Here is an 18,794-nt window from a genome sequence, read left to right on the forward strand (position 1 = left end):
CTGGCGCTCCGTCAACTGATGTCGATCCGGAAGAGCTTGTCCGATCCGTCGGGCTGGTTGCCGTTGTTGTCGCAGTTGGTGGTCGACAGCCACAGCTGGTCGGCGCCCGGCACCTTGGTCACGGTCCGCAGACGGCCGTACGTTCCCACGTAGTAGGCGGTCGGAGTGCCGACGCTCTCGTTGTCCCCGTTGATCGGGATCCGCCACAGCCGCTCGCCGCGCAGGGACGCCATGTAGACGACGTTGCGGACGATCGCGATACCGCTCGGCGAGGCCTCGGAGACGTTCCAGGTGGCCTTCGGGTTGGTCATCCCGGCCGTGCTGCAGGTGCCCTCGCAGATCGGCCAGCCGTAGTTGGCGCCCGGCTTGATGAGGTTGAGTTCGTCCTTGGAGCTGTTGCCGAACTCCGCCTCCCACAGACGGCCGTTGCGGTCGAAGGCCAGGCCCTGCGGGTTGCGGTGGCCGAGGCTGTAGACGTAGTTGCCGAACGGGTTGCCGGGGGCCGGCTTCCCGTCCGTCGTCATGCGCAGGATCTTGCCGTTGAGGGAGTTCTTGTCCTGCGCCAGGTCGGGTGTCTGGGCCTCGCCGGTGGAGACGTAGAGATAGCCGTCGGGGCCGAAGGCGAGACGGCCGCCGTTGTGGTAGCGGTTCTTCTTGATGCCCTGGAGCAGGACCTTGTAGTCGCTGAGCCCGGTGCCGTCGTAGGTCATGCGGACCACGCGGTTGCCCTCGGACGCGGTGTGCATGAAGTAGACGTAGTGGTCGGTCTCCCACTTGGGGTCGACGGCGACACCGAGGAGACCGCCCTCGCCGTTGGTGGTCACGGCGTTCGGCACGGTGCCGACCTGGGTCCTCGCGCCTGCCTTGGTGACCTTCCAGACGCGGAAGTCGTCCCGCTCGGTGACCAGTGCGGTCTGGCCGTCGGGCATCCAGTAGGTGCCCCAGGGGATCGTCCAGCCCGTCGACAGCGTGGAGACGGAGCTCGGGACGCCGCCGTCGGTGGCGCAGGCCTTGGTCGTGAAGGTGACGGTGTTGCTCGGCTCGGAGGTGTTGCCGGCCGCGTCGCGGGCGACGACGTTCAGCGCGTACGGGCTGTTGCAGGCGAGCCCGGTCAGCGTGGTCGACGTACCGCTCACGACCGTCTTGTAGACCGTGGTGTCGCTGCGCACGTCGTATGCGACGACCGCCTTGTCGTCGGTCGAGGCGCCCCAGGTCAGTCGGGCACTGTTCGCGGTGACGTCGGAGGCGCCGAGCGTGCCCGGTCTCGTCGGCGGGGTGGTGTCGGAGCTGGGTTTGGTGGTGCAGTCGACGACCGGGCTGGCGGAGGACGTGTTGCCGGCTGCGTCCCGGGCGATGACGGTGAGGTTGTAGGTCGTGTTCGGGGTGAGTCCGGTGAGTGTCTTGCCGGTCGAGCTGCCGGGTGCCTCGCTGAGCTTGTTGCCGTGCTCGTAGATGTCGTACGCCGTGACGCCGACGTTGTCAGTGGAGGCGCCCCAGGAGAGCGTGAGGGCGTCCTCGCCGATGTCGGAGCAGCTGGGCTGTCCGGGACGGGTGGGGGCCTGGGTGTCGGACGCCGTACCGATGGTGATGCGGTCGAGGTTGGGGCCGCCGTTGGCGGTGGTCGCGGTGGCGCGGATCTTGTGGGTGCCCGCGGCCAGCGGGACGTCGACGGTCTTGGTGGCCCAGGTGTTCCAGTCGGCGGTGGCCGGGAAGGACACGGCGGAGGCGACGACGGTGCCATCCACGGAGAGGTCCATCGGGCGGTCGGTGGCGGTCCCGTTGGCGTACCGCAGCGTGACGGAGGCGGTGCCCGCGGAGGCCGCGCTGACCGTGAACTCCACGGACGAGCCCTTGACGTTGGTGTAGTCGACGAAGCCGGTGCCCGTGTATCCGGTGTGGTTGGTGGCCACCGTGCCCTGTGAGATGGCCGCGTCCTCGGCCTGGTAGTCGGTGGCGGCCTGGGCGGTGCTCGCCGTGAGGCCGACGAGCGGTGCGGCGAGGGCCACGGAGAGGGCCCAGGCGAGAGCTCTGTCGCGTTTCATGACTGTCCCCTCAGTTGGCTGTTGACCGGGTTCACACGGATCAGCCGTGCTTCGCCCGGCCGCAGCGTCGCGCTGTACGAGTCCGCGATCACGCCCTTGTGCGAGCCGGACCAGAGGTCCGTGACATCGCCTGAGCCGGTGAAGCCCACCTGTGACCAGTTCACACTGACCGTGGAGTTGCCGGACGTACCGGTGTTGAACAACGCGACCACATAGGCGCCGCTGTTTTCGTGTTTGCTCCAGACCTGCTTGACACCACTGTTCACAACCCGTTTCGCCGCCGCTCCGTCCTGGTCGACACCGATCAGCCGGTCGTTGGTGAGCATCGCCTTGTCGACGGAATCCAGGTGGGTGAGGTCGGTGCCGAGCAGCAGCGGCGAGGCGGCCATCGCCCACAGAGTGAAGTGCGAGCGCCGCTGGTCTGCCGTCAGGCCCGCCTGGTCGCCGTTGCCGACCTCCAGGGAGTCCAGGTCGTTCCAGCCGCCGGGCCCCGCGTACGGCTGCCAGGAGGCGGCGGTGTTGAAGCGGGCGGAGACGTGGGACCAGTCGGTGAGCGGGTAGCCGCTGCCGTGGGAGCCCGGGCCGCAGTAGCACTCGACGTCGCCCTGGGTGCGCCAGCTGTTGGCGAGCCCCCGCCAGGTGGCGGCATCGGCGATCGGAAGGTTGTTGGAGAGCGCGAAGTTGATGGGCCGTCCGCTCGCCCGCAGTGCCTTGTCCCAGGCCCGCACGTCGGCGATGTCCTGGCTGCCCACGCCATCGATCTTGAGGTAGTCGACTCCCCAGGAGGCGAACTGCTTCGCCCACGAGTTCACGAACTCCTGCGCGCCCGGCTTCGAGTAGTCGATGTAGTACATGTTCTTGCAGTTGTAGTTCTTCTCGGTCTTCGAGGTGTCCGCGATGTCCTTCGCGTGGTACGAGGTCCCCTCGATCGGCGTGTTCTTCGTGACGGCGTTCTTCGCGATGCCGGGTGTCACGTAGAAGCCGAACTTCAGGCCCCTGGAGTGGATGTAGTCGGCCAGCACCTTGATGCCGCCGGGGAATTTGGCCGGGTCGACGGCCCACCGCCCGTAGTTGTCGACGGCGAAGCCGTTGTCGTCGCACTTCTGCCAGAAGTCGTCCAGGTTGACGTACACGAAGCCGTGGTCCTTCAGACCGCTCGACACCAGCGCGTCCGCCTGGGCCTTGATCTTCGCCTCGGTGGGCAGGCGGCGCACGAAGCTCCAGCTGCTCCAGCCCATGGCGGGGCGGAGGGACTGCCCGTTGTCCGACATGGGGGTGAAGGCCGCCGGTGTGGCGTACGACGTGCCGATCCACGCCTCGTCGATCCGCAGCCGCTGGTAGCGGGTGGTGTCGGTGGAGGCGGCCCAGGTGGTGTCGACCTCCAGACGGACGTAGCGGGCGCCGGCCCCCGTGAGGTCAATTCCCTGCATTCCACGGCGGCTTGGCAACTGCCCGGTCTTGACCGCGCTCCCCCAGGTCGTGCCGTCGTTGCTCAGGTACACCTTGTAGTCCTTGATCCGCGCCGACTGCTCGGTGTCCGAGCGGGCGTAGGCGACAGAGTCCTCGCGCTGGTTGAGGCCGATGTACTGGACCTTCTTGGCCGAGCCGAGGTCGAAGGTGAGGCTGACCGGGAGCGTCTTGTCGTTGTCCCAGTAGGTCAGGTAGTCGCCGTCGCCCGCGGCCGTACCGGCATGGCCGCTCGCGGAGGCGCTCGCGGTCACCTTGACGCCGGTGAGGATGCCCTGACGGCCGGCGGTGGTGACCTTGAAGACGGTGTCGTACGGGTCCCAGTCGTCGAGGCCGGTCAGGGTCAGCACACCGCCCGACTGCGACCACGAAACCGCCTTCCCGGTACGGAGGTTGGTGACGGAGGCGATGCGGTAGCCGTTGTCGCGGATGCGCAGGGTGCTGGTGCTGGGCGGGGTCAGGACGTGGACGTACTGTCGGTTCGGGTCGTCCTTGGCGACGGTGGTGACGCCGTGCGCGCCGTCGTTCCAGAAGCCGGGCTTGAGGCCGCCGTACATGTAGCCGCCGCCCTCGGTACCGTGCAGGGATTCCCAGATGGGGTCGAGGTAGGAGTCGGCGAAGTTGTTGAAGGCGGCCTGGTTGGCCGGGAACCTGCCGTTGACCTGGGCGGTCTCGGCCATCAGGGCCTTGACGGACGAGCCCGCGTTGGTGATCAGACGGCCGAGGGTGAGCTTCTTGTCGACGGTCGGGTCGGAGCCGTCGTACCACCAGGCGCCGGTCGACGGCAGCTTGAAGTCGGCCTCGGTCAGGCGGGGTTGGGCGGTGTAGATCGCCTGCGGGTAGTCGTACGACGGGGTCATGCCCGTCTTCTGCTCATTGCTGATCATGTCCATGATCGGCGTGTCTTCGTTGTTGTTGCTGAGCGTGTAGTTCGGGCGCTTCTGGTAGATCTGCCGGTAGAGGTCGTGGCTCTCCCAGTACACGTTGTCGTTGTCGATCCAGAAGCCGCCGAGGCCGGGATAGCGGTCCATGACCTCGAAGAAGTTGTCGTAGCTGAACTGCCCGAAGCCGTCACGGGTGGTCAGGTCGACGTTCTTGCCCTTGTAGGCGGAGTAGGCGGCCGAGTCGAGCCACTCGTGGCCGCCCTCGTCGTGCCACTTGGGGTCGTCGGTCATGTACAGGATGACCTTCATGCCCTTGGCCTTGGCAGCGGTGATCAGCTCGCCGAGGAAGTCCCGCTTGGTGGAGCAGGATCCGGGGATCTTCGACGGCCAGGGGCGGGCGTAGCCGAGGCGGCTGTGGAAGGTGGCGAGGACGAGGTACTGGGTGTGCAGTTTCTTCGCCTCGTTCACCCAGTAGTCCGGTGTCCAGCCGCCGCTCGTGACGTCCTTCTCCCAGGCGGTGCAGTTGGTGTGGGCGGGTGCGGTGCGCAGGCCCCAGTGCAGGAAGAGGCCGCCGACGGAGTTGCGGAGGAAGTCCTGGCGGGGGTTCTCCAGGTCGAGGGGCCGCACGGCGTTCGCGCAGTTCTCGGTGGACCCGCTGCTCGACACTCGCAGCGTCACGCCGGTCAGGCAGTACCCGTCGACGTCTTGGAACCCCATGTCGTACGGCGAGTTGGAGCCGCGCCCGGCGGTGAAGCCGGTGAAACGGATGTCGCTCGCCGCGTTGGCGATGACCGCCGGGCGGCCGTCGTTCGCGGCGAACTTCACCGAGCTGTCGGTGAAGTGGACGTTGTCGGCGTTGTGCAGGTACCAGCCGTACGCCGGGCGCGTGCCGATGGCCTTCGGGTTGTAGTCCCCCGGGTCGTTGCTCGGCACGCCGGTGGACATGGTGCCGTTGCCGCCGGGCACGGTGATGTTGACGTTGTTGAAGGTGACGCCGTTGATGCGGTGGCCGGTCTCGCCCCACAGGGTCGGGCTGAAGGACGGGCTGTTGCCGGTGGCCGTGATGTTGTCGTACGTGATGTCGCTGATCGATCCGACGCCGGGATGGTTGCCGCAGCGCTTCCGCGTGCCGATCTTCTGCATGATCGGCGAGTGGACGTTCGTCATGGTGATGTCGCGGTAGTGGACGTCGGAGATCTTCGCGCCGTCCATCGACACCATGCCGAGGCCCGACTTGTCGGCGCCGTCGATCCGGATCTTCTCGAACCGGTAGTCCGAGAAGTCTCCGCAGGTCTCGGAGCCGAACATCAGGGCGTTGCAACAACGGGCGGACAGGGAGGAGTCGTTGACGCGGACGTGGCCGTTGGGGAGCTTGGCGCCGAGGGCGTAGTCACTCTTGAAGACGAGCACGTCGTCGTTGGCCCTGATGTCGGCGTTCGTCACGGTGACGTTCGTCGTGGAGATGATGTTCCAACCGTCGCGGTCGCTCGCGGTGTCGATGGTCAGGTGGTCCGAGACGACGTTCTTGCAGCCGTTGATCAGCGCGGCGAAGTGGCCGCCGCGGCGCAGGGTGAGACCGTCGCCGATGCGCAGTCCGTCGCAGCGCGTCAGCGAGATGATCTTGTCGGCCTCGCCGGACTTCGGGTTGCCGGTGATCAGGTTGCCCATGCCGTCGATGACGCCCTGGCCGACGAAGCCGATGTCGGTCAGCTTGTCGCCGTAGATCATCGCGTCGTGGAAGTGACTGTGCCCGTAGTCCTGGTAGGCGTCGTTCGGGTTGGGCTCGGCCTTGTCGTAGGTGTCGGCGCCGGAGCCCCGGATCGTGGCGCCCTTGTCGAGCTGGAGCGTCACATGGCTCTTCATGTGGATGGTGTTCTGGGACTTGTAGGCGCCGGCGGGGAAGCGGACGATGCCGCCACCGTCGGCCGAACTCGCCGCCGTGATGGCCTTGTTGATGGCCGGGGCGTCGTTGGCGGAGCCGTCCGCCTTGGCTCCGTAGTCACGGACGTCGTAGACGGTGGCGGTGCGTGGGGTGTGGCGCGGGGCCGCGAGCGCGGCGGGGTGGGCGAGCCCGAGGACGACGGCGATGACGAAGAACACGATCGCCGCCGCCCCCGTCCGCTGTGCGGTGGGCGGTCTCATATGACGGTCCCTCAGACGAGTTGGTAGCCGCGGAGATTGGTGAGCAGCAGGTAGGTGTCCTGCAGGGATCCGGAGGTGTCGCCGAGGGAGCGGTAGATGCCCCACTTCGGGCGCACACGGTCGGCCAGGAAGGTGTCGACGCCGGTCTTCGACGCGTCGACGACGGTCGAGCCGCCGGACTTGAGGATCCACCGGACCGAGCCGGCCGAGCCGTTGCCGACCTTGATCTGGAAGTCGACGTCGGTCCATTTGTCGTGCAGCGGGTCCAGGTCGGTGCGGCCGACCAGGATGTCGTCGATGGCGAGCTTGAGCTCGATGGTCTGCTTGCCGTTCACCCGGCGCAGGGACTGCACGACGATCGGCGAGGTGCCGTTGCCCGGCTGCTTCATCTGCATGATGTGGGTGAAGGTGGTCGTGGCCTTCAGCGAGCTCGGGATGTACATCGAGTACGTGAGCCGCCAGGTCTGGCCCTGCGTCCACTTGAGGTAGTTGCTTCCGCTGCCGTTGCGCAGGCCCGTGACCTCCTGGCGCTGGCGGTCCGTCGAGGTGTCGCGGTCGACGGTGTGCATGTTGAAGCGCCAGTTGTCGCCGGTGGCGTAGATGTGCGGATGACCGGCGGGGTGCGAGTCGGCGCGGTCGTCCTCGACCGTCTCGAAGGCACCGAGGCCGTCGCCGCTCGCGGACGGAGCCCACTTCTGCTGCCAGGAGGCGGCGTGGGCGGTGGTGGCCGGCAGGCCGACCGCGGCCCCGGCCGCGCCCCCGAGGGCGGCTCCCAGGAGAACCCGCCTGGACGTGCTCATGACACTAATCACCTCGCAGTTCTTCGTTCATGATCAGGAAGGCACCCAGGCCGTGGAAGTCGTTGGTGGCCCGGGTGCGGGCGATGTAGTACGCGTAGTCGCCGACGTTGGTGCCGATGGAGATGTCGGCGAGGTCGGTACGGCCGTCCGGGCCCGTCGAGAGCTTGGCGAGGACACCCTGGTAGCCCCGGCGGGCGATGTCCGCGTAGTGCGGGTCGAGGTAGTGCTGCCGGACTCCTCGCGAGAGGGCGAAGGTGAACATGCTGGAGCAGGACGTCTCGGTCCAGTTGCCGCTCCGGCCGCCCTTGTCGATCACCTGGTACCAGCGTCCGGTCGCCGGATCCTGGTACTTCTCCAGAGCGGCCGCCAAGTTCCGGAAGATGTCCATGAGTTGGGCCCGGCGCGGATGGTTCGCGGGCAGCGCGTCCAGCACGTTGACGATCGCCATGGAGTACCAGCCGACCGCGCGGCACCAGTGCTCGGGGGCGAGCCCGGTCTGCGGGTCGGCCCAGCTCGCACTCTTCGACTCGTCGTAGGCGTGCCTGAGCAGACCGTTCGCCACCTGCAGATGGCTGCCGTACACGTACAGCTGCTTGGCCGCCTCGTCGTCGGTGTACGCGCTGTCGCCGAACTCCTTGCCGTACTCGACGAGGAACGGGTTCACCATGTAGACACCGTCCGACCAGAGCTGGTGGGCGCGACTGGAGGAGTCCGCGTGCCAGAAGCCGCCGTCGGCGGTGCGCGGGTAGGTGCTCAGGCGGTCGAGGATCTTCTTGGCCGCCCTGCGGTAGCGGTCCTGGCCCGTCTCGTGGTGCAGGATCACCAGCAGCCGGCCGGCCTGCATGCTGTCCAGGCTGTTGAAGGACTGGTTGATGGAGCCGTCGCTCTTCACGAACCGGTCGACGTAGTTCCTGATGTACGTCAGGTAGCGGGCGTCGTGGGTACGCCGGTACGTGAGGTACTGGCCGTAGAGGTAGAGGCCGACCGGATAGGACCAGCCGCCGATGGTGCTCGGGGTGTAGCGGGCCATGGTGGAGTCGACGACGGCCACGGACCAGTCGGGGGCCGCCCTGGGACGGTGAACGGGCGCGGACAGGGCCGCAGTTGGCGGGGGTGCGGCGGCCGGCAGGGTGACCAGGCCGGCGGTGACGAGGGCGAGGGTCGCCAGTGCCGTCCGCAGACGTCCGGGGCTCATGTTCCTCCCTTTCGGTAGGCGTACGCGAGGTCGTCGCGCGGCCCCTGCACGAGATCGCGTACGAGGTGGTGGTCGGGGGCGTGCCGGCAGGCGGGGTCGGTGCGGCCGGCATCGCCGGTGAGCGCGTGGGCCTGGCAGCGGCAGCCGCCGTGGTCGGTGGTGCGCAGGGCGCAGCCGCGGCAGGGTTCGGGCATCCAGGACTCGCCGCGGTAGGCGTTGAAGGCCTTCGACTCCCGCCAGATCCAGGCCAGCCGCTGCTCGCGCAGGTTCGGCGGGTCGAGGTCCGGCAGGGCCGCCGCGGCCGGGCAGGGCAGGACCGTGCCGTCCGGGGCGACGGTGAGCGAGACCGCGCCCCAGCCGCCCATGCAGGGTTTCGCGGTGGCGTCCATCCAGTCCGGGGCGACCCACACCAACTCCACTGTCGGGCCGAGGAGTTGGCGCCAGTGGGCGACCGAGGCGCGGGCCTGTTCGACCTGTTCGCGGGTGGGCAGCAGGGCCGCGCGGTTGCGCAGGGCCCAGCCATGGAACTGCGTGTGGGCGAGTTCGATGCGGTCGGCGCCCCACGCCAGGCCGAGGGCGATCAGGTCGTCGAGGGCGTCGAGATTGGCGCGGTGGAGCACGATGTTGAGGCCGAAGGGGAGACCGGAGGCACGGATCAGCCGGGCGGCCCGCTCCTTCGCCGCGAACGAGCGGGCGCCCGCGATCCGCTCGGAGGCCCCCGGGTCGGCGTGCTGCACCGAGAGCTGGACGCTGCGCAGCCCGGCCTCGACGAGTTCCGCCGTGCGCCGCTCGCTCAGGCCGACGCCGCTGGTGACCAGCTGGGTGTAGAGGCCGGCGGCGTCGGCGACTGCGACGATTCGGGGCAGATCGCGTCGGAGCAGCGGTTCGCCGCCGGACAGATGTGTCTGCACGACGCCCAGGTCGGCGGCCTGACGGAACACGTCAGACCACTGCCCGGCGTCCAACTCCCTTGACCGACCGATCAGTTCGATGGGGTTGGAGCAGTATCCGCAGCGCAGCGGACAGGCGTGGGTGAGTTCGGCGAGCAGCGCCCAGGGGGCGGCCACGGTCATGCGAGCCAGCCCTCCTTTCGCAACGCGGCGAGGAAGTCGGGTACTTCGTCGGCCACGGGCGCGGCGGGGTAGTGTCCGCCCAGCTCGGCGACGATGTCGTCCACCGCGCGCGTGCCGTCGCAGAGGCGGAGGACGGGGCCCGCGCTGCCGCGCAGCACGACCACCCGCTCGGGGAGCAGCAGCAGATCGGTGTCCCGCACGCGGTCGTGGCGCAGGACGACACCGCGGGAGAGTTCCGGACGCCAGGTCATGGCACGCCCCCGTCTGCCGCGCCCGCCCCGGCCACCGCGTCCAGCAGCGACCACAGCACTTCGCACTTGAACTCCAGTGCGGCGAGCGCGCGTTGCTGCTGCTCGCGGGTGCGGGCGAGGTCGAGGACCAGGGTGAGGGCCTCGGCTCCGTCGCGGCCACCCTGGCCGATGCGGGTGCGGAAGTAGGCGAGGCCGTCGGGGTCGATCCAGGGGTAGTGGCGCTCGAAGGCGGCGATGCGGGTGCGCATGAGGTCGGGCGCCGACAGCTCGGTCAGCGAGGCGGCGATCGCGTCCAGGGCCGGGTGCAGGCGGCAGAAGTTGACGTACGCGTCGACTGCGAAGCGGACGCCGGGCAGCACCCGGGAGCCTTCCCACAGTTCGTCGCGGTGCAGGCCGGCCGCCTCGCCGAGGCGCAGCCAGCGTTCGATCCCACCCTCCCCCTCGGCCGTGCCGTCGTGGTCCTGGATGCGGCGCAGCCAGGACCTGCGCAGCTCGGGCCGGTCCAGCTCGGCGAGGATCAGGGCGTCCTTGACGGGGATGTGGCGCTGGTAGTGGAAGCGGTTGGCTATCCAGCGGCGCAGCTCGGCCGGGGTCAGTTCACCGCGGTGCATTCGCAGGTTGAAGGGGTGGCGGTCGTGGTAGCGCTCCGCGGCGACGGCGCGCAGCCGCTCGGTGAACTCGGCGGTTCCCCAGGCGTTGGCGCCGTCGACACGGACGGTTGTCGCGGTCACGGTGCGGTGGCCGTACGGCCGGTCAGCGGTCGCCGAGGGCGTAGGCGGTCACTTCGAGCGCGGTCTCGACCACCTCATAGTCAGGCCTTTGCCAGACGTTTTCATCCGATGTCTTCCGCCCTTCCGGGAGGGGCTGTTCCGTGCGGAGGGCGCGAGGAAGCGTCTCGTTCATGTGGTCGTACCTGCTTTCCTGAGGGGTGGGGGGCTGGGGAGGCCCAGACAGGTGCAAGGTGTTCACATGCATGCACCGAGTTCATGAACTCGTTCGGTGGCGCGATCCAGAGTTGCGGGGAGGAAGGGTCGGCGTCAATGGTCCGGACCGAAGACGTCGGATGCATTTCCGGACAATCCCCGGTTCCCTCAACTGACTCGTCGGTCAGTTCGCATGGATTCTCCCGTCAGGAATGCATGACCGCCGGTGATCGTTGACGATGGGAGTACCACCTGACGACAACCGTAAGGATCAAGAGCTCGTGAGCAGCAAGGTCCCCCCGATCATCCTCAACAACGGCGTCGAGATGCCCCAGCTGGGCTTCGGCGTCTGGCAGGTGCCGGACGACGAGGCGGAGCGGGCAGTCGCCACCGCGCTGGAGGCCGGGTACCGCAGCATCGACACAGCGGCGATCTACGGCAACGAAGAGGGCACCGGCAAGGCGATCGCCGCCTCCGGCGTCCCCCGCGAGGACATCTTCCTCACCACCAAGCTCTGGAACAGCGACCACGGCTACGACTCCACGCTGCGCGCCTTCGACGCGTCGCTGGACAAGCTCGGCGTGGAGTACGTCGACCTGTACCTGATCCACTGGCCGACGCCGGCCCGGGACAAGTACGTCGACACGTACAAGGCGTTCGAGAAGCTGCACGCCGACGGCCGCATCCGCGCGATCGGCGTCTCCAACTTCGAGCCCGACCACCTTCAGCGGCTGATCGACGAGACGTCGGTCATCCCGGCGGTCGACCAGATCGAGCTGCACCCGCACCTGCAGCAGCACGCGGCCCGCGAGTACCACGCGGAGCAGGGCATCGCCACGGAGGCCTGGTCGCCGCTCGGCCAGGGCAAGGGCCTGCTGGAGGTCCCGGCGATCGTCGCCATCGCCCAGAAGCACGGCCGCACCCCGGCCCAGGTCGTGCTGCGCTGGCACCTGCAGCTCGGCAACGTCGTGATCCCCAAGTCCGTGACGCCGTCCCGGATCAAGGAGAACATCGAGGTCTTCGACTTCAGCCTGGACACCGAGGACCTCGCGGCGATCAGCGCGCTCAACGAGGACCGGCGCCTCGGTCCGGACCCGGCGACGTTCAACGTGGCCTGACGGCTGCCGCGGTACACAGGTCGGCCCCCGCCGAGCGGCGGGGGCCGACCTGTGTCCGAAGCCGACGCCTCGGCCAACTCCCGTACGGAACCCGTCAGTTGCCGCGCACGTCCGCGTAGACGACCTCGAACTCCTCCAGCGAGGTCACGGTCACGTGCGCCTTGGCCGCGCCCTCATGCCGGGCCGCCGCCTGGGGCCCGCGGGACGCAACGAGGGAGCCGCGGTCCGTGAACGTGGTGCCCACTCGGCCGCGTCCGCGCTCCCGGTCGACGAGCAGAACCGCCCTGGCCAGCCCGGACAGCGTCTCGAGCCTGGGCACCACCGAGGCGCGGAAGGTCTCGGTGAGCAGGTCCGCGTCCATCGGGTCGAACTCCAACCTGGTGATCCGCAGTCCGCCGCCCGCCTCCGGCGGCCGCACCTGGTGGACGACCACCGCCTCGTAGTTCTCGACCGCGGTCGTCGCCGCGAACGGCTCCAGCAGCGCACCGCGCCGCTCGCGCATGACCTCGTCGCTGTTGCGCCGGGCCTCCTCGGACTCCCACCAGCTCGCGGCCAGCAGCTTGCCGACCTCCCGGTCCACGAAGATGCCTGCCCCGCGATAGCCCGGGCGCTCCTCCAGCAGTTCCCGCCCCTGCGAGTTCAGGGCCCTGATGGCCGTGTCGACCTTCGCGGGATCCCCCGTCGCGTACACCGTGCGAACGAACATGACGCCTCGCCTCCCAGAAGTCGGGCGCATATCTGGATATTCCCTCTCCAGTCTTCTCCTCCGGGCAAACCGCTGCAATCAGGTCCGGAAACACCGCCGTGGCATGGAAGTCCAGACCAAGGGGTTGACGGGGACACGCAAAGAGGGCCACCTTGTACGGCACCCAAGTAAGGAAACTTTCCTAACAGAAGGGTCCCCCACAGTGCGCATACGAACACTGACCCTCGCCGCGGCCTCCGGGGCCGCACTGCTCGCCGCCGGAGTACTCCCCGCGAACGCCTCCGGTACGGCAGGCCCGGCGTCCACCCAGGAGGGCTCGGTCAGCGCGTCCGACCTGCTCGCCAAAGTGACGTCGTGTCAGCAGATCTCCCACGGCAAGTACAAGACGGACGACGAGACGTCGGCCACGATCCCGGTCTGCGGCAAGAACGGTGCGGTCTTCTGGAAGGCCGACATGGACATCGACTGCGACGGCCAGCGCACCTCGAAGTGCAACGAGAACACCGACCCCTGGTACCAGGACGACACGGCGTTCCACCAGTCCAACGGCAAACCCCTCAAAGCCGATTCACTGCCTTACGTGGTCGTGCCCAGCTCCAGCAGCATCTGGAACTACTCCGGCTCCGGCATCAAGGGCGGCGGCGTGGTCGCCGTGATCTACAACAACAAGGTCGAGTACGCCGTCGTCGGCGACACCGGTCCCACGAAGATCATCGGTGAGGCCTCGTACGCCACCGCCCAGGCCCTCGGCATCGACTCCAACCCCGAGACCGGCGGCACCGACTCCGGGGTGACCTACATCCTCTTCAAGAACTCGCAGGTGTCCCCCATCGAGAGCCACAGCGCGGCGGTCTCGCTGGGGGATCAGCTGGCGAAGAAGTTCTTGCAGAACAACTAGGACACGGGCCGGGCAGGCTTCAAGGCAGTCCGACCGGCCTTCCGCGACGGCCGGTCGGACTGCCCCTCACATGGCATGGGCAGCCGTGTGCACCGTGTGTGCCGCCAGCACGAACACGTCCGGGCGGTGGTGGACGCTCGCCTTGTCGTCGGGGTCGAGGAGCTGGTCGAGGGTGGCGCGGTCGGTGGCGTCGAGGTGGTCGCCGAGGCCGTCACGCAGACGAGAGAGGGAGGCGGCGACATAGGCGCGGGCGCGGTCCTTGGCCGGGGCGGGCAGGTCGAGCAGGAAGGTGCGGGTGCCGGTGGGCCTGAGGCCTGCGGCGGCCATCAGGGCCGGCCAGTCCTCGGTCTCGGCGACCGCGCCGGGCAGGCTCGACCGCATCTCGGCGAACCACTCCTCCTCCAGCACGTCGAGACGGGCCTGCAGACCGGGGCGGCCGATCCCGATGTCGCGCGGCAGGAACCGCGCCGGCAGACCGCCCTCCATGAGCGCGAGGGTGCCGCCGGGCGCGAGCCGCGCGGCGAAGGCGGCCAGGGCGGCCCGCTGGTCACCGATGTGGTGCAGGCTGCGGCTGGCCCACAGCAGATCGGCCGGGTAGTCCAACTCGTCCAGCACGCCGGGCAGTTCACCGGTGAGCGTACCGAAGCGATCGCCCACCCCCAGCCGGTCGGCCCGGGCACGGGCCCGCTCCAGCAGCGGCGCCGAACCGTCGACCGCGACGACCCGGGCGCCCGGGAAGGCCTCGGCGAGCAGACAGGCGACCACACCGGGCCCGCTGCCCGCGTCGACGATCAGCCCCGGTTCGGTCTGCTTGTCGCTCAGCCAGGTCATGGCCCGCTCGTACAGGGACGTGAACAGCTCCGCCTGCGACTCCAGCAGCGGGGCCATCTCGGCCCAGTCGATGTCGGTGTGGTCGTGGTGGTGACCGTGACCGTGCTCTCGGTGTTCGTGGTGGTGTCCTTGCGCCATGGAGGTCAGCCTCTCGTCCGGGTGCGACCCAGCGTGCTCCGACGCACCGCATGACGGCCAGCACAGTTGCCGTAACGGCAAAAGTCGGCGGCAAAAATGAGGTGCACGGTGCCTGACGGGTCATCGACGATGGCCCGATGAATGATGACCTGGTGGACGGCTTCCTCGCGGACGGGTTCGTGAAGATCGAGGGGGCGTTTCCGCCACGCGTCGCGGAGAGCTGCACCCGGCTACTGTGGAAGGAGACGGGGTACGACCCCCAGGACCCCGCCACCTGGAAGGACCCGGTGGTCTGGGTGGGCGGAATGGCACAGGGACCGTTCGCGGCTGCCGCCAACTCGCCTGTTCTGCATGAAGCGTTCGACCTGCTGGTGGGCGAGCGGCGCTGGATGCCGCGCTACTCCCTCGGCAGCTTCCCGCTCCGGTTTCCGCACGAGAAGGAACCCGACGACGCCGGCTGGCACATCGAGGGCAGCTATCTCCCGGAGGGCGCCACCCTGTGGCACACCAACCTCCGCTCACGGGAGCGCGCCCTGCTGATGCTGTTCCTGTTCAGTGAGGTCACCGAGGCCGACGCCCCGACCCGCATCAGGGTCGGCTCGCACCTCGACGTACCCTCGGTGCTGGAGCCGTACGGCGACGAGGGCGCCTCCTTCATGGAGCTCGGCCCGAAGGTCGCGGCGGCCTCCGCCGACCGTCCCCTCGCCTACGCCACCGGCCGCCCCGGCGACGTCTATCTCTGCCATCCCTTCCTGGTGCACGCGGCCCAGCCCCACCACGGCACCCGCCCCCGCTTCATGGCGCAGCCGCCGCTGATGCCGGCCGTCCCCTACGAGCTGGAACGGCCGGACGGCGACTACTCGGCGGTGGAGTACGCGATCCGCCGGGGCCTGACCAAAGAGGCCTGACCCCAGCGGACCTGCTTTCAGGGGCGCAGGCGCAACCTACAACGGCGGGTACGCATTCTGCATGAGCTGCTGGAACTCCGCCGAGAACCAGTGCCCCGACAGCGGAGCGTTGGGCAGGGCACCCGACATGTTGTTGTTGTTCCGCGGGTTACCCGTGTATGTCGGATCGCACATGCGGTCGAAGCCCTTGCTCTCGTCGTTCGGAATGGCGGAGCTGGACCCGTCCGACTCCCCCGGAGGCTTCATCCACACATACGCGTCGATCCCGGCCGCCGGGTTCGCCTGCGGACGCTCGCCGAGACCGGCCCCGGCCTGGTTGCACCAGTTGCCGACGTGGATACGGCGGTCGTAGCGCCCGCCGTCGACATACGCGTCCACACTGGTCTTCGGACCGGGACCGGCCGGCCGGGCGGTCCCGCCCCACCCGTTCCTGGACGTGTCGATCAGCATGCCGATGCCGGAGTTGAAGCCGACGGAGACCAGTTCGTTGCGAAAGGCCTGCGCGTACGACAGCTCGTCCACGTACCGGTTCCAGTCGACCCACTTGGACTGGCGCACGGACGTGCCGTTCACCGTGTCGTCGATGGTGAAGTTGTTCTCCTTGAGGGCGCTGTAGTTCGCCGTGTTGGTGATGAAGCCCTGCACGTCGTCGACGGTCGCGCCCTCGCTGGTCGCCGCCTGCTTGAGCACGTTCGCGGAGGGGGCGAAGTTGTCGTCCCAGCCGAGCCAGCCGTGGTGGCCGGCGTCGATGTAGTTGTAGACGTTGGGGATCGCGCCGAGCTTGGCGAGCGCGTAGCCGACGCCCTTCACGTAGTTGCCGTTGGCGAGCATGGTGTCGCAGTTGGCGGTGGCGGTGGCCCGGCTGCCGGTGTTGGTGACCAGGTTGGGCAGCGAGTCGAGCTCGACGGTGGTGACGATCCGCAGCGAGCTGTACTTGCTGTCGGCGAGGATCGCCGCGATCGGGTCGATGAACTGCGTCTTGTACTTGTCGATCTCCGTCGGGCCGAGTTCGCCGTTGGAGGCGAGCGCCGAGCAGTCACGTCCGGGCAGGTCGTAGATCACCAGCTGGACGACCTCCTCGCCGCTGCCCTTCTGCGCGAGGGCCGCGTCGAGGTGGGCGCGCAGGCCCATCCCGCCGCCCACGCCGTTGATGGCGGCGATGCGGTCGAGCCAGACGCCGGTGGGCTGGTTGGAGACCCGGCTGCCGCCCGGCTCGGCTGCGGCATGCGCGGACCACTCGGGGTTCACGTACACCTTGGCGCCGGCGTACGGGTTGTCGACGCGACCGCTCGGGTCGGTGCCGCCGCCTCCGCCACCTCCCCCGCTGCCGTCGTCGACGTTGCAGGTCACGCCGTCGAGCGTGAATGAGGTCGGCACCGCGTTGGTGCCGCTGTAGGAGCCCTGGAAGCCGAAGCTGACCGAACTGCCGGTCGCCAACTGGCCGTTGTAGGTCTCGTTGGCGGCGGTGACGGCGGTCCCGCTCTGGGTGAGCTTGGTGTTCCAGGAGTTGGTGACCTTCTGGTTGCCTGCGTACGACCACTTCACCGCCCAACTGCTCTTGGCGGCACTGTTGTTGGTGACCGTGACGGCGGCGGTGAAGCCGGAGCCCCAGTCGTTCTGGATCTTGTAGTCGACGGTGCAGGGGACGGAGGCCGCCGAGACGTCGCCGGGGACGACGGCCGTCGCGGTCCCGGCAGTCCCGGCGACCAGCGCCAGGGCGGCGAGCATCGCTGTTCTGGTACGGCTCATGAGTGCGGGTTTCCTTCTCCGATGCGGTGATTACGGGTTGATGGCGCGCAGGTGATCGCGCAGCCCGATGCCGTACGACGTGGGGGTCCCGTCGTAGTTGGAGATCAGGGAGGGACCGGAGGAGCAGTCCCAGGTGTTCCAGGTCCAGCCGAGGTAGGACAGGCCCCGGTCGTCGAGCCACTTCATGACCCGGTCGACGAACGAGTGCGAGCAGGTGTTCTCGCCGATCTCCCCGGCCACCAGCGGCACTTGGGCCGCGACCGGGGCGAGGGTGGAGTTCCAGCAGCTCTCGTTCGCGCAGGTGTTGAAGTTGTAGACGTGGTAGGCGGCGACGAGATTGCCCGTGGGGTCGGTGGGCTTGTACGTCAGCCACTGGCCGAGGTCGTTCGAGTACGCCAGACCGCCGGCCATGACGACGTTCTTGGCTCCGGTGCCGCGCACGGCGTCGACGAGGTCCTGCATCCCGGCGACCTGGTAGCCGATGCCGGGGCAGGTGCCGCCGTCCTTCCAGCACTGCCACGCCTGGGTCGAAGTGGAGGTCGCCCGGTCCGGATACGGCTCGTTGAACAGGTCGAACACGACCGCCGGGTCGGCCTTGAAGGCGCTGGCCACCGACGACCAGAACGAGGGTGCGTACTGCATGTCGGGCATCGGCTTCTGGCAGGTGGCGTGCACGTCGGAGCAGCCTGCCGAGTTGCCCGTGTACTGGCCGTAGGTCCAGTGCAGGTCGAGGATCGGCGTCATGCCGTGCGCCTCCACCTTGGCCACCAGGTCCTTGACGGCCGCGATGTAGTCGGCACCCGCGTACTCGGGTTTGATGTTGGAAACGCCCAGCCAGCACTCCTCGTTGAGGGGGATGCGGACGGCGTTCGCCTTCCAGTCGGCGATCGCCTTGAGGGCGGCGTCGTCGACCGGTCCGTCCCAGACGCCGCGGCCCTGCACGCACATGAACTCGCCGCCGGAACGGTTGACGCCGAGCAGCCGGCGGTTCCTGCCGTCCGCGTCCACGAGCTTGTTCCCGGAGACGTGCAGGGCAGGTGCGGTGCCACTGGCGGGCGGCTCGGTCGGCGTCGGGGACGGCTCCGAGTCGACGTTGCAGGTCGTCCCGTTGAGCTTGAAGGACGTCGGTACGGCGTTCGTCCCCGACCAGGAGGCGAGGAACCCTGCGCTGACGCTCGCGCCGGTGGCCAGCGAGCCGTTGTAGCTCTCGTTGGCCGCGGTCACCGTCGTACCGGACTGGGACCACTTGGCGTTCCAGCCCTGGCTGACCTTCTGGCCGCCTGCGAAGTCGAAGCTGACGCTCCAACTGCTCATGGCCGCCGTGTTGTTGGTGATCTTCACGGCGCCCTGGAAGCCGGTGTCCCACTGGCTGGTGACGGAGTACTCCACCGAGCAGGCGGGGGTGGCTCCCCGTGCCGTGACGACCGGTGCGACCGCCGTGCCCACCAGGGCCACGGCGGCGGCAACAAGTAAAAGACCTGAACGCGGGGGGTGTCGCATGAGCGACTCCTTGCAGTTCGGGCGCGCCGTGACGGACGCGTCGACTGATGGAATCGCTCCCACTGGTGCCCATGAAGCTAGCGCCAAGCGACGGCAAAGGACAGGGGAGTCACAGACTTTCCTGACTTTCCCTCAACTGAAAAGCACCTGAAAGCCGTCGAATCTTTTC

15 protein-coding genes are annotated in these 18,794 nt (G+C 68.5%); 3 read left to right on the forward strand and 12 right to left on the reverse strand.

Features of this window, described 5'->3' with window-relative positions:
* Positions 1 to 11 precede the first annotated feature (11 nt).
* From ACWDAG_RS02590 to pqqA, 8 genes are read right to left on the reverse strand one after another with little or no spacing between them, the layout of a single operon-like run.
* Positions 12 to 2,042 (reverse strand): PQQ-dependent sugar dehydrogenase, encoded by a 2,031-nt coding sequence (locus ACWDAG_RS02590; RefSeq protein ID WP_450693731.1) that lies wholly within the window; start codon positions 2,040 to 2,042, stop codon positions 12 to 14.
* Positions 2,039 to 6,535, reverse strand: a complete 4,497-nt coding sequence (locus ACWDAG_RS02595) for a glycosyl hydrolase family 28 protein (protein ID WP_450693732.1) — start codon at positions 6,533 to 6,535, stop codon at positions 2,039 to 2,041. The genes ACWDAG_RS02590 and ACWDAG_RS02595 overlap by 4 nt, the downstream gene beginning before the upstream one ends.
* Positions 6,536 to 6,546: 11 nt before the next feature.
* Positions 6,547 to 7,335, reverse strand: a complete 789-nt coding sequence (locus tag ACWDAG_RS02600; RefSeq protein ID WP_450693733.1) for a Tat pathway signal sequence domain protein — start codon at positions 7,333 to 7,335, stop codon at positions 6,547 to 6,549.
* A gap of 4 nt (positions 7,336 to 7,339) precedes the next feature.
* Positions 7,340 to 8,530, reverse strand: coding sequence for a glycoside hydrolase family 88/105 protein (locus tag ACWDAG_RS02605; protein ID WP_450693734.1), 1,191 nt, complete (start codon positions 8,528 to 8,530; stop codon positions 7,340 to 7,342).
* Positions 8,527 to 9,603 (reverse strand): pyrroloquinoline quinone biosynthesis protein PqqE, encoded by a 1,077-nt coding sequence (gene pqqE / locus ACWDAG_RS02610; RefSeq protein ID WP_450693735.1) that lies wholly within the window; start codon positions 9,601 to 9,603, stop codon positions 8,527 to 8,529. Before pqqE ends, ACWDAG_RS02605 begins: the two co-directional genes overlap by 4 nt.
* Complete coding sequence (gene pqqD, locus ACWDAG_RS02615; protein ID WP_450693736.1) at positions 9,600 to 9,854, reverse strand: pyrroloquinoline quinone biosynthesis peptide chaperone PqqD; 255 nt, start codon at positions 9,852 to 9,854, stop codon at positions 9,600 to 9,602. Before pqqD ends, pqqE begins: the two co-directional genes overlap by 4 nt.
* Entirely contained in the window at positions 9,851 to 10,585 is a 735-nt protein-coding gene (gene pqqC / locus ACWDAG_RS02620; protein WP_450693737.1) for a pyrroloquinoline-quinone synthase PqqC, read from the reverse strand. Before pqqC ends, pqqD begins: the two co-directional genes overlap by 4 nt.
* A gap of 22 nt (positions 10,586 to 10,607) precedes the next feature.
* Positions 10,608 to 10,757 carry a pyrroloquinoline quinone precursor peptide PqqA gene (pqqA, locus tag ACWDAG_RS02625; RefSeq protein WP_450693738.1) on the reverse strand — a complete coding sequence of 50 codons (150 nt, stop codon included), beginning with the start codon at positions 10,755 to 10,757 and terminating at the stop codon, positions 10,608 to 10,610.
* Positions 10,758 to 11,058: 301 nt separating this feature from the next.
* Between pqqA and ACWDAG_RS02630 the strand changes: the two genes are divergently transcribed.
* Entirely contained in the window at positions 11,059 to 11,895 is an 837-nt protein-coding gene (locus ACWDAG_RS02630; protein ID WP_450693739.1) for an aldo/keto reductase, read from the forward strand.
* 94 nt (positions 11,896 to 11,989) lie between these two features.
* Here the strand turns inward: ACWDAG_RS02630 and ACWDAG_RS02635 are convergent, their stop codons facing one another.
* Positions 11,990 to 12,601: a hypothetical protein gene (locus ACWDAG_RS02635; protein WP_450693740.1), complete on the reverse strand. Its 612-nt coding sequence runs from the start codon at positions 12,599 to 12,601 to the stop codon at positions 11,990 to 11,992.
* 202 nt (positions 12,602 to 12,803) lie between these two features.
* Here ACWDAG_RS02635 and ACWDAG_RS02640 point away from each other — a divergent pair, with 202 nt between their 5' ends.
* Positions 12,804 to 13,499, forward strand: coding sequence for a glycoside hydrolase family 75 protein (locus ACWDAG_RS02640; protein WP_450693741.1), 696 nt, complete (start codon positions 12,804 to 12,806; stop codon positions 13,497 to 13,499).
* Positions 13,500 to 13,565: 66 nt separating this feature from the next.
* Here the strand turns inward: ACWDAG_RS02640 and ACWDAG_RS02645 are convergent, their stop codons facing one another.
* On the reverse strand, positions 13,566 to 14,468 hold the full coding sequence (locus ACWDAG_RS02645; RefSeq protein WP_450693742.1) for a class I SAM-dependent methyltransferase: 903 nt from the start codon (positions 14,466 to 14,468) through the stop codon (positions 13,566 to 13,568).
* 137 nt (positions 14,469 to 14,605) lie between these two features.
* On the opposite strand from ACWDAG_RS02645, the gene ACWDAG_RS02650 reads away from it, so the two are divergent.
* Positions 14,606 to 15,376 carry a phytanoyl-CoA dioxygenase family protein gene (locus ACWDAG_RS02650; RefSeq protein WP_450693743.1) on the forward strand — a complete coding sequence of 257 codons (771 nt, stop codon included), beginning with the start codon at positions 14,606 to 14,608 and terminating at the stop codon, positions 15,374 to 15,376.
* Positions 15,377 to 15,412: 36 nt separating this feature from the next.
* On the opposite strand, the gene ACWDAG_RS02655 is transcribed toward ACWDAG_RS02650, so the two are convergent.
* Both ACWDAG_RS02655 and ACWDAG_RS02660 read right to left on the reverse strand, forming a co-directional pair.
* Positions 15,413 to 17,125 carry a glycoside hydrolase family 6 protein gene (locus tag ACWDAG_RS02655; protein ID WP_450693744.1) on the reverse strand — a complete coding sequence of 571 codons (1,713 nt, stop codon included), beginning with the start codon at positions 17,123 to 17,125 and terminating at the stop codon, positions 15,413 to 15,415.
* A gap of 30 nt (positions 17,126 to 17,155) precedes the next feature.
* Positions 17,156 to 18,625 (reverse strand): cellulase family glycosylhydrolase, encoded by a 1,470-nt coding sequence (locus ACWDAG_RS02660; protein WP_450693745.1) that lies wholly within the window; start codon positions 18,623 to 18,625, stop codon positions 17,156 to 17,158.
* Positions 18,626 to 18,794: the final 169 nt, after the last annotated feature.

The organism is Streptomyces sp. NPDC001157 (assembly GCF_053598255.1).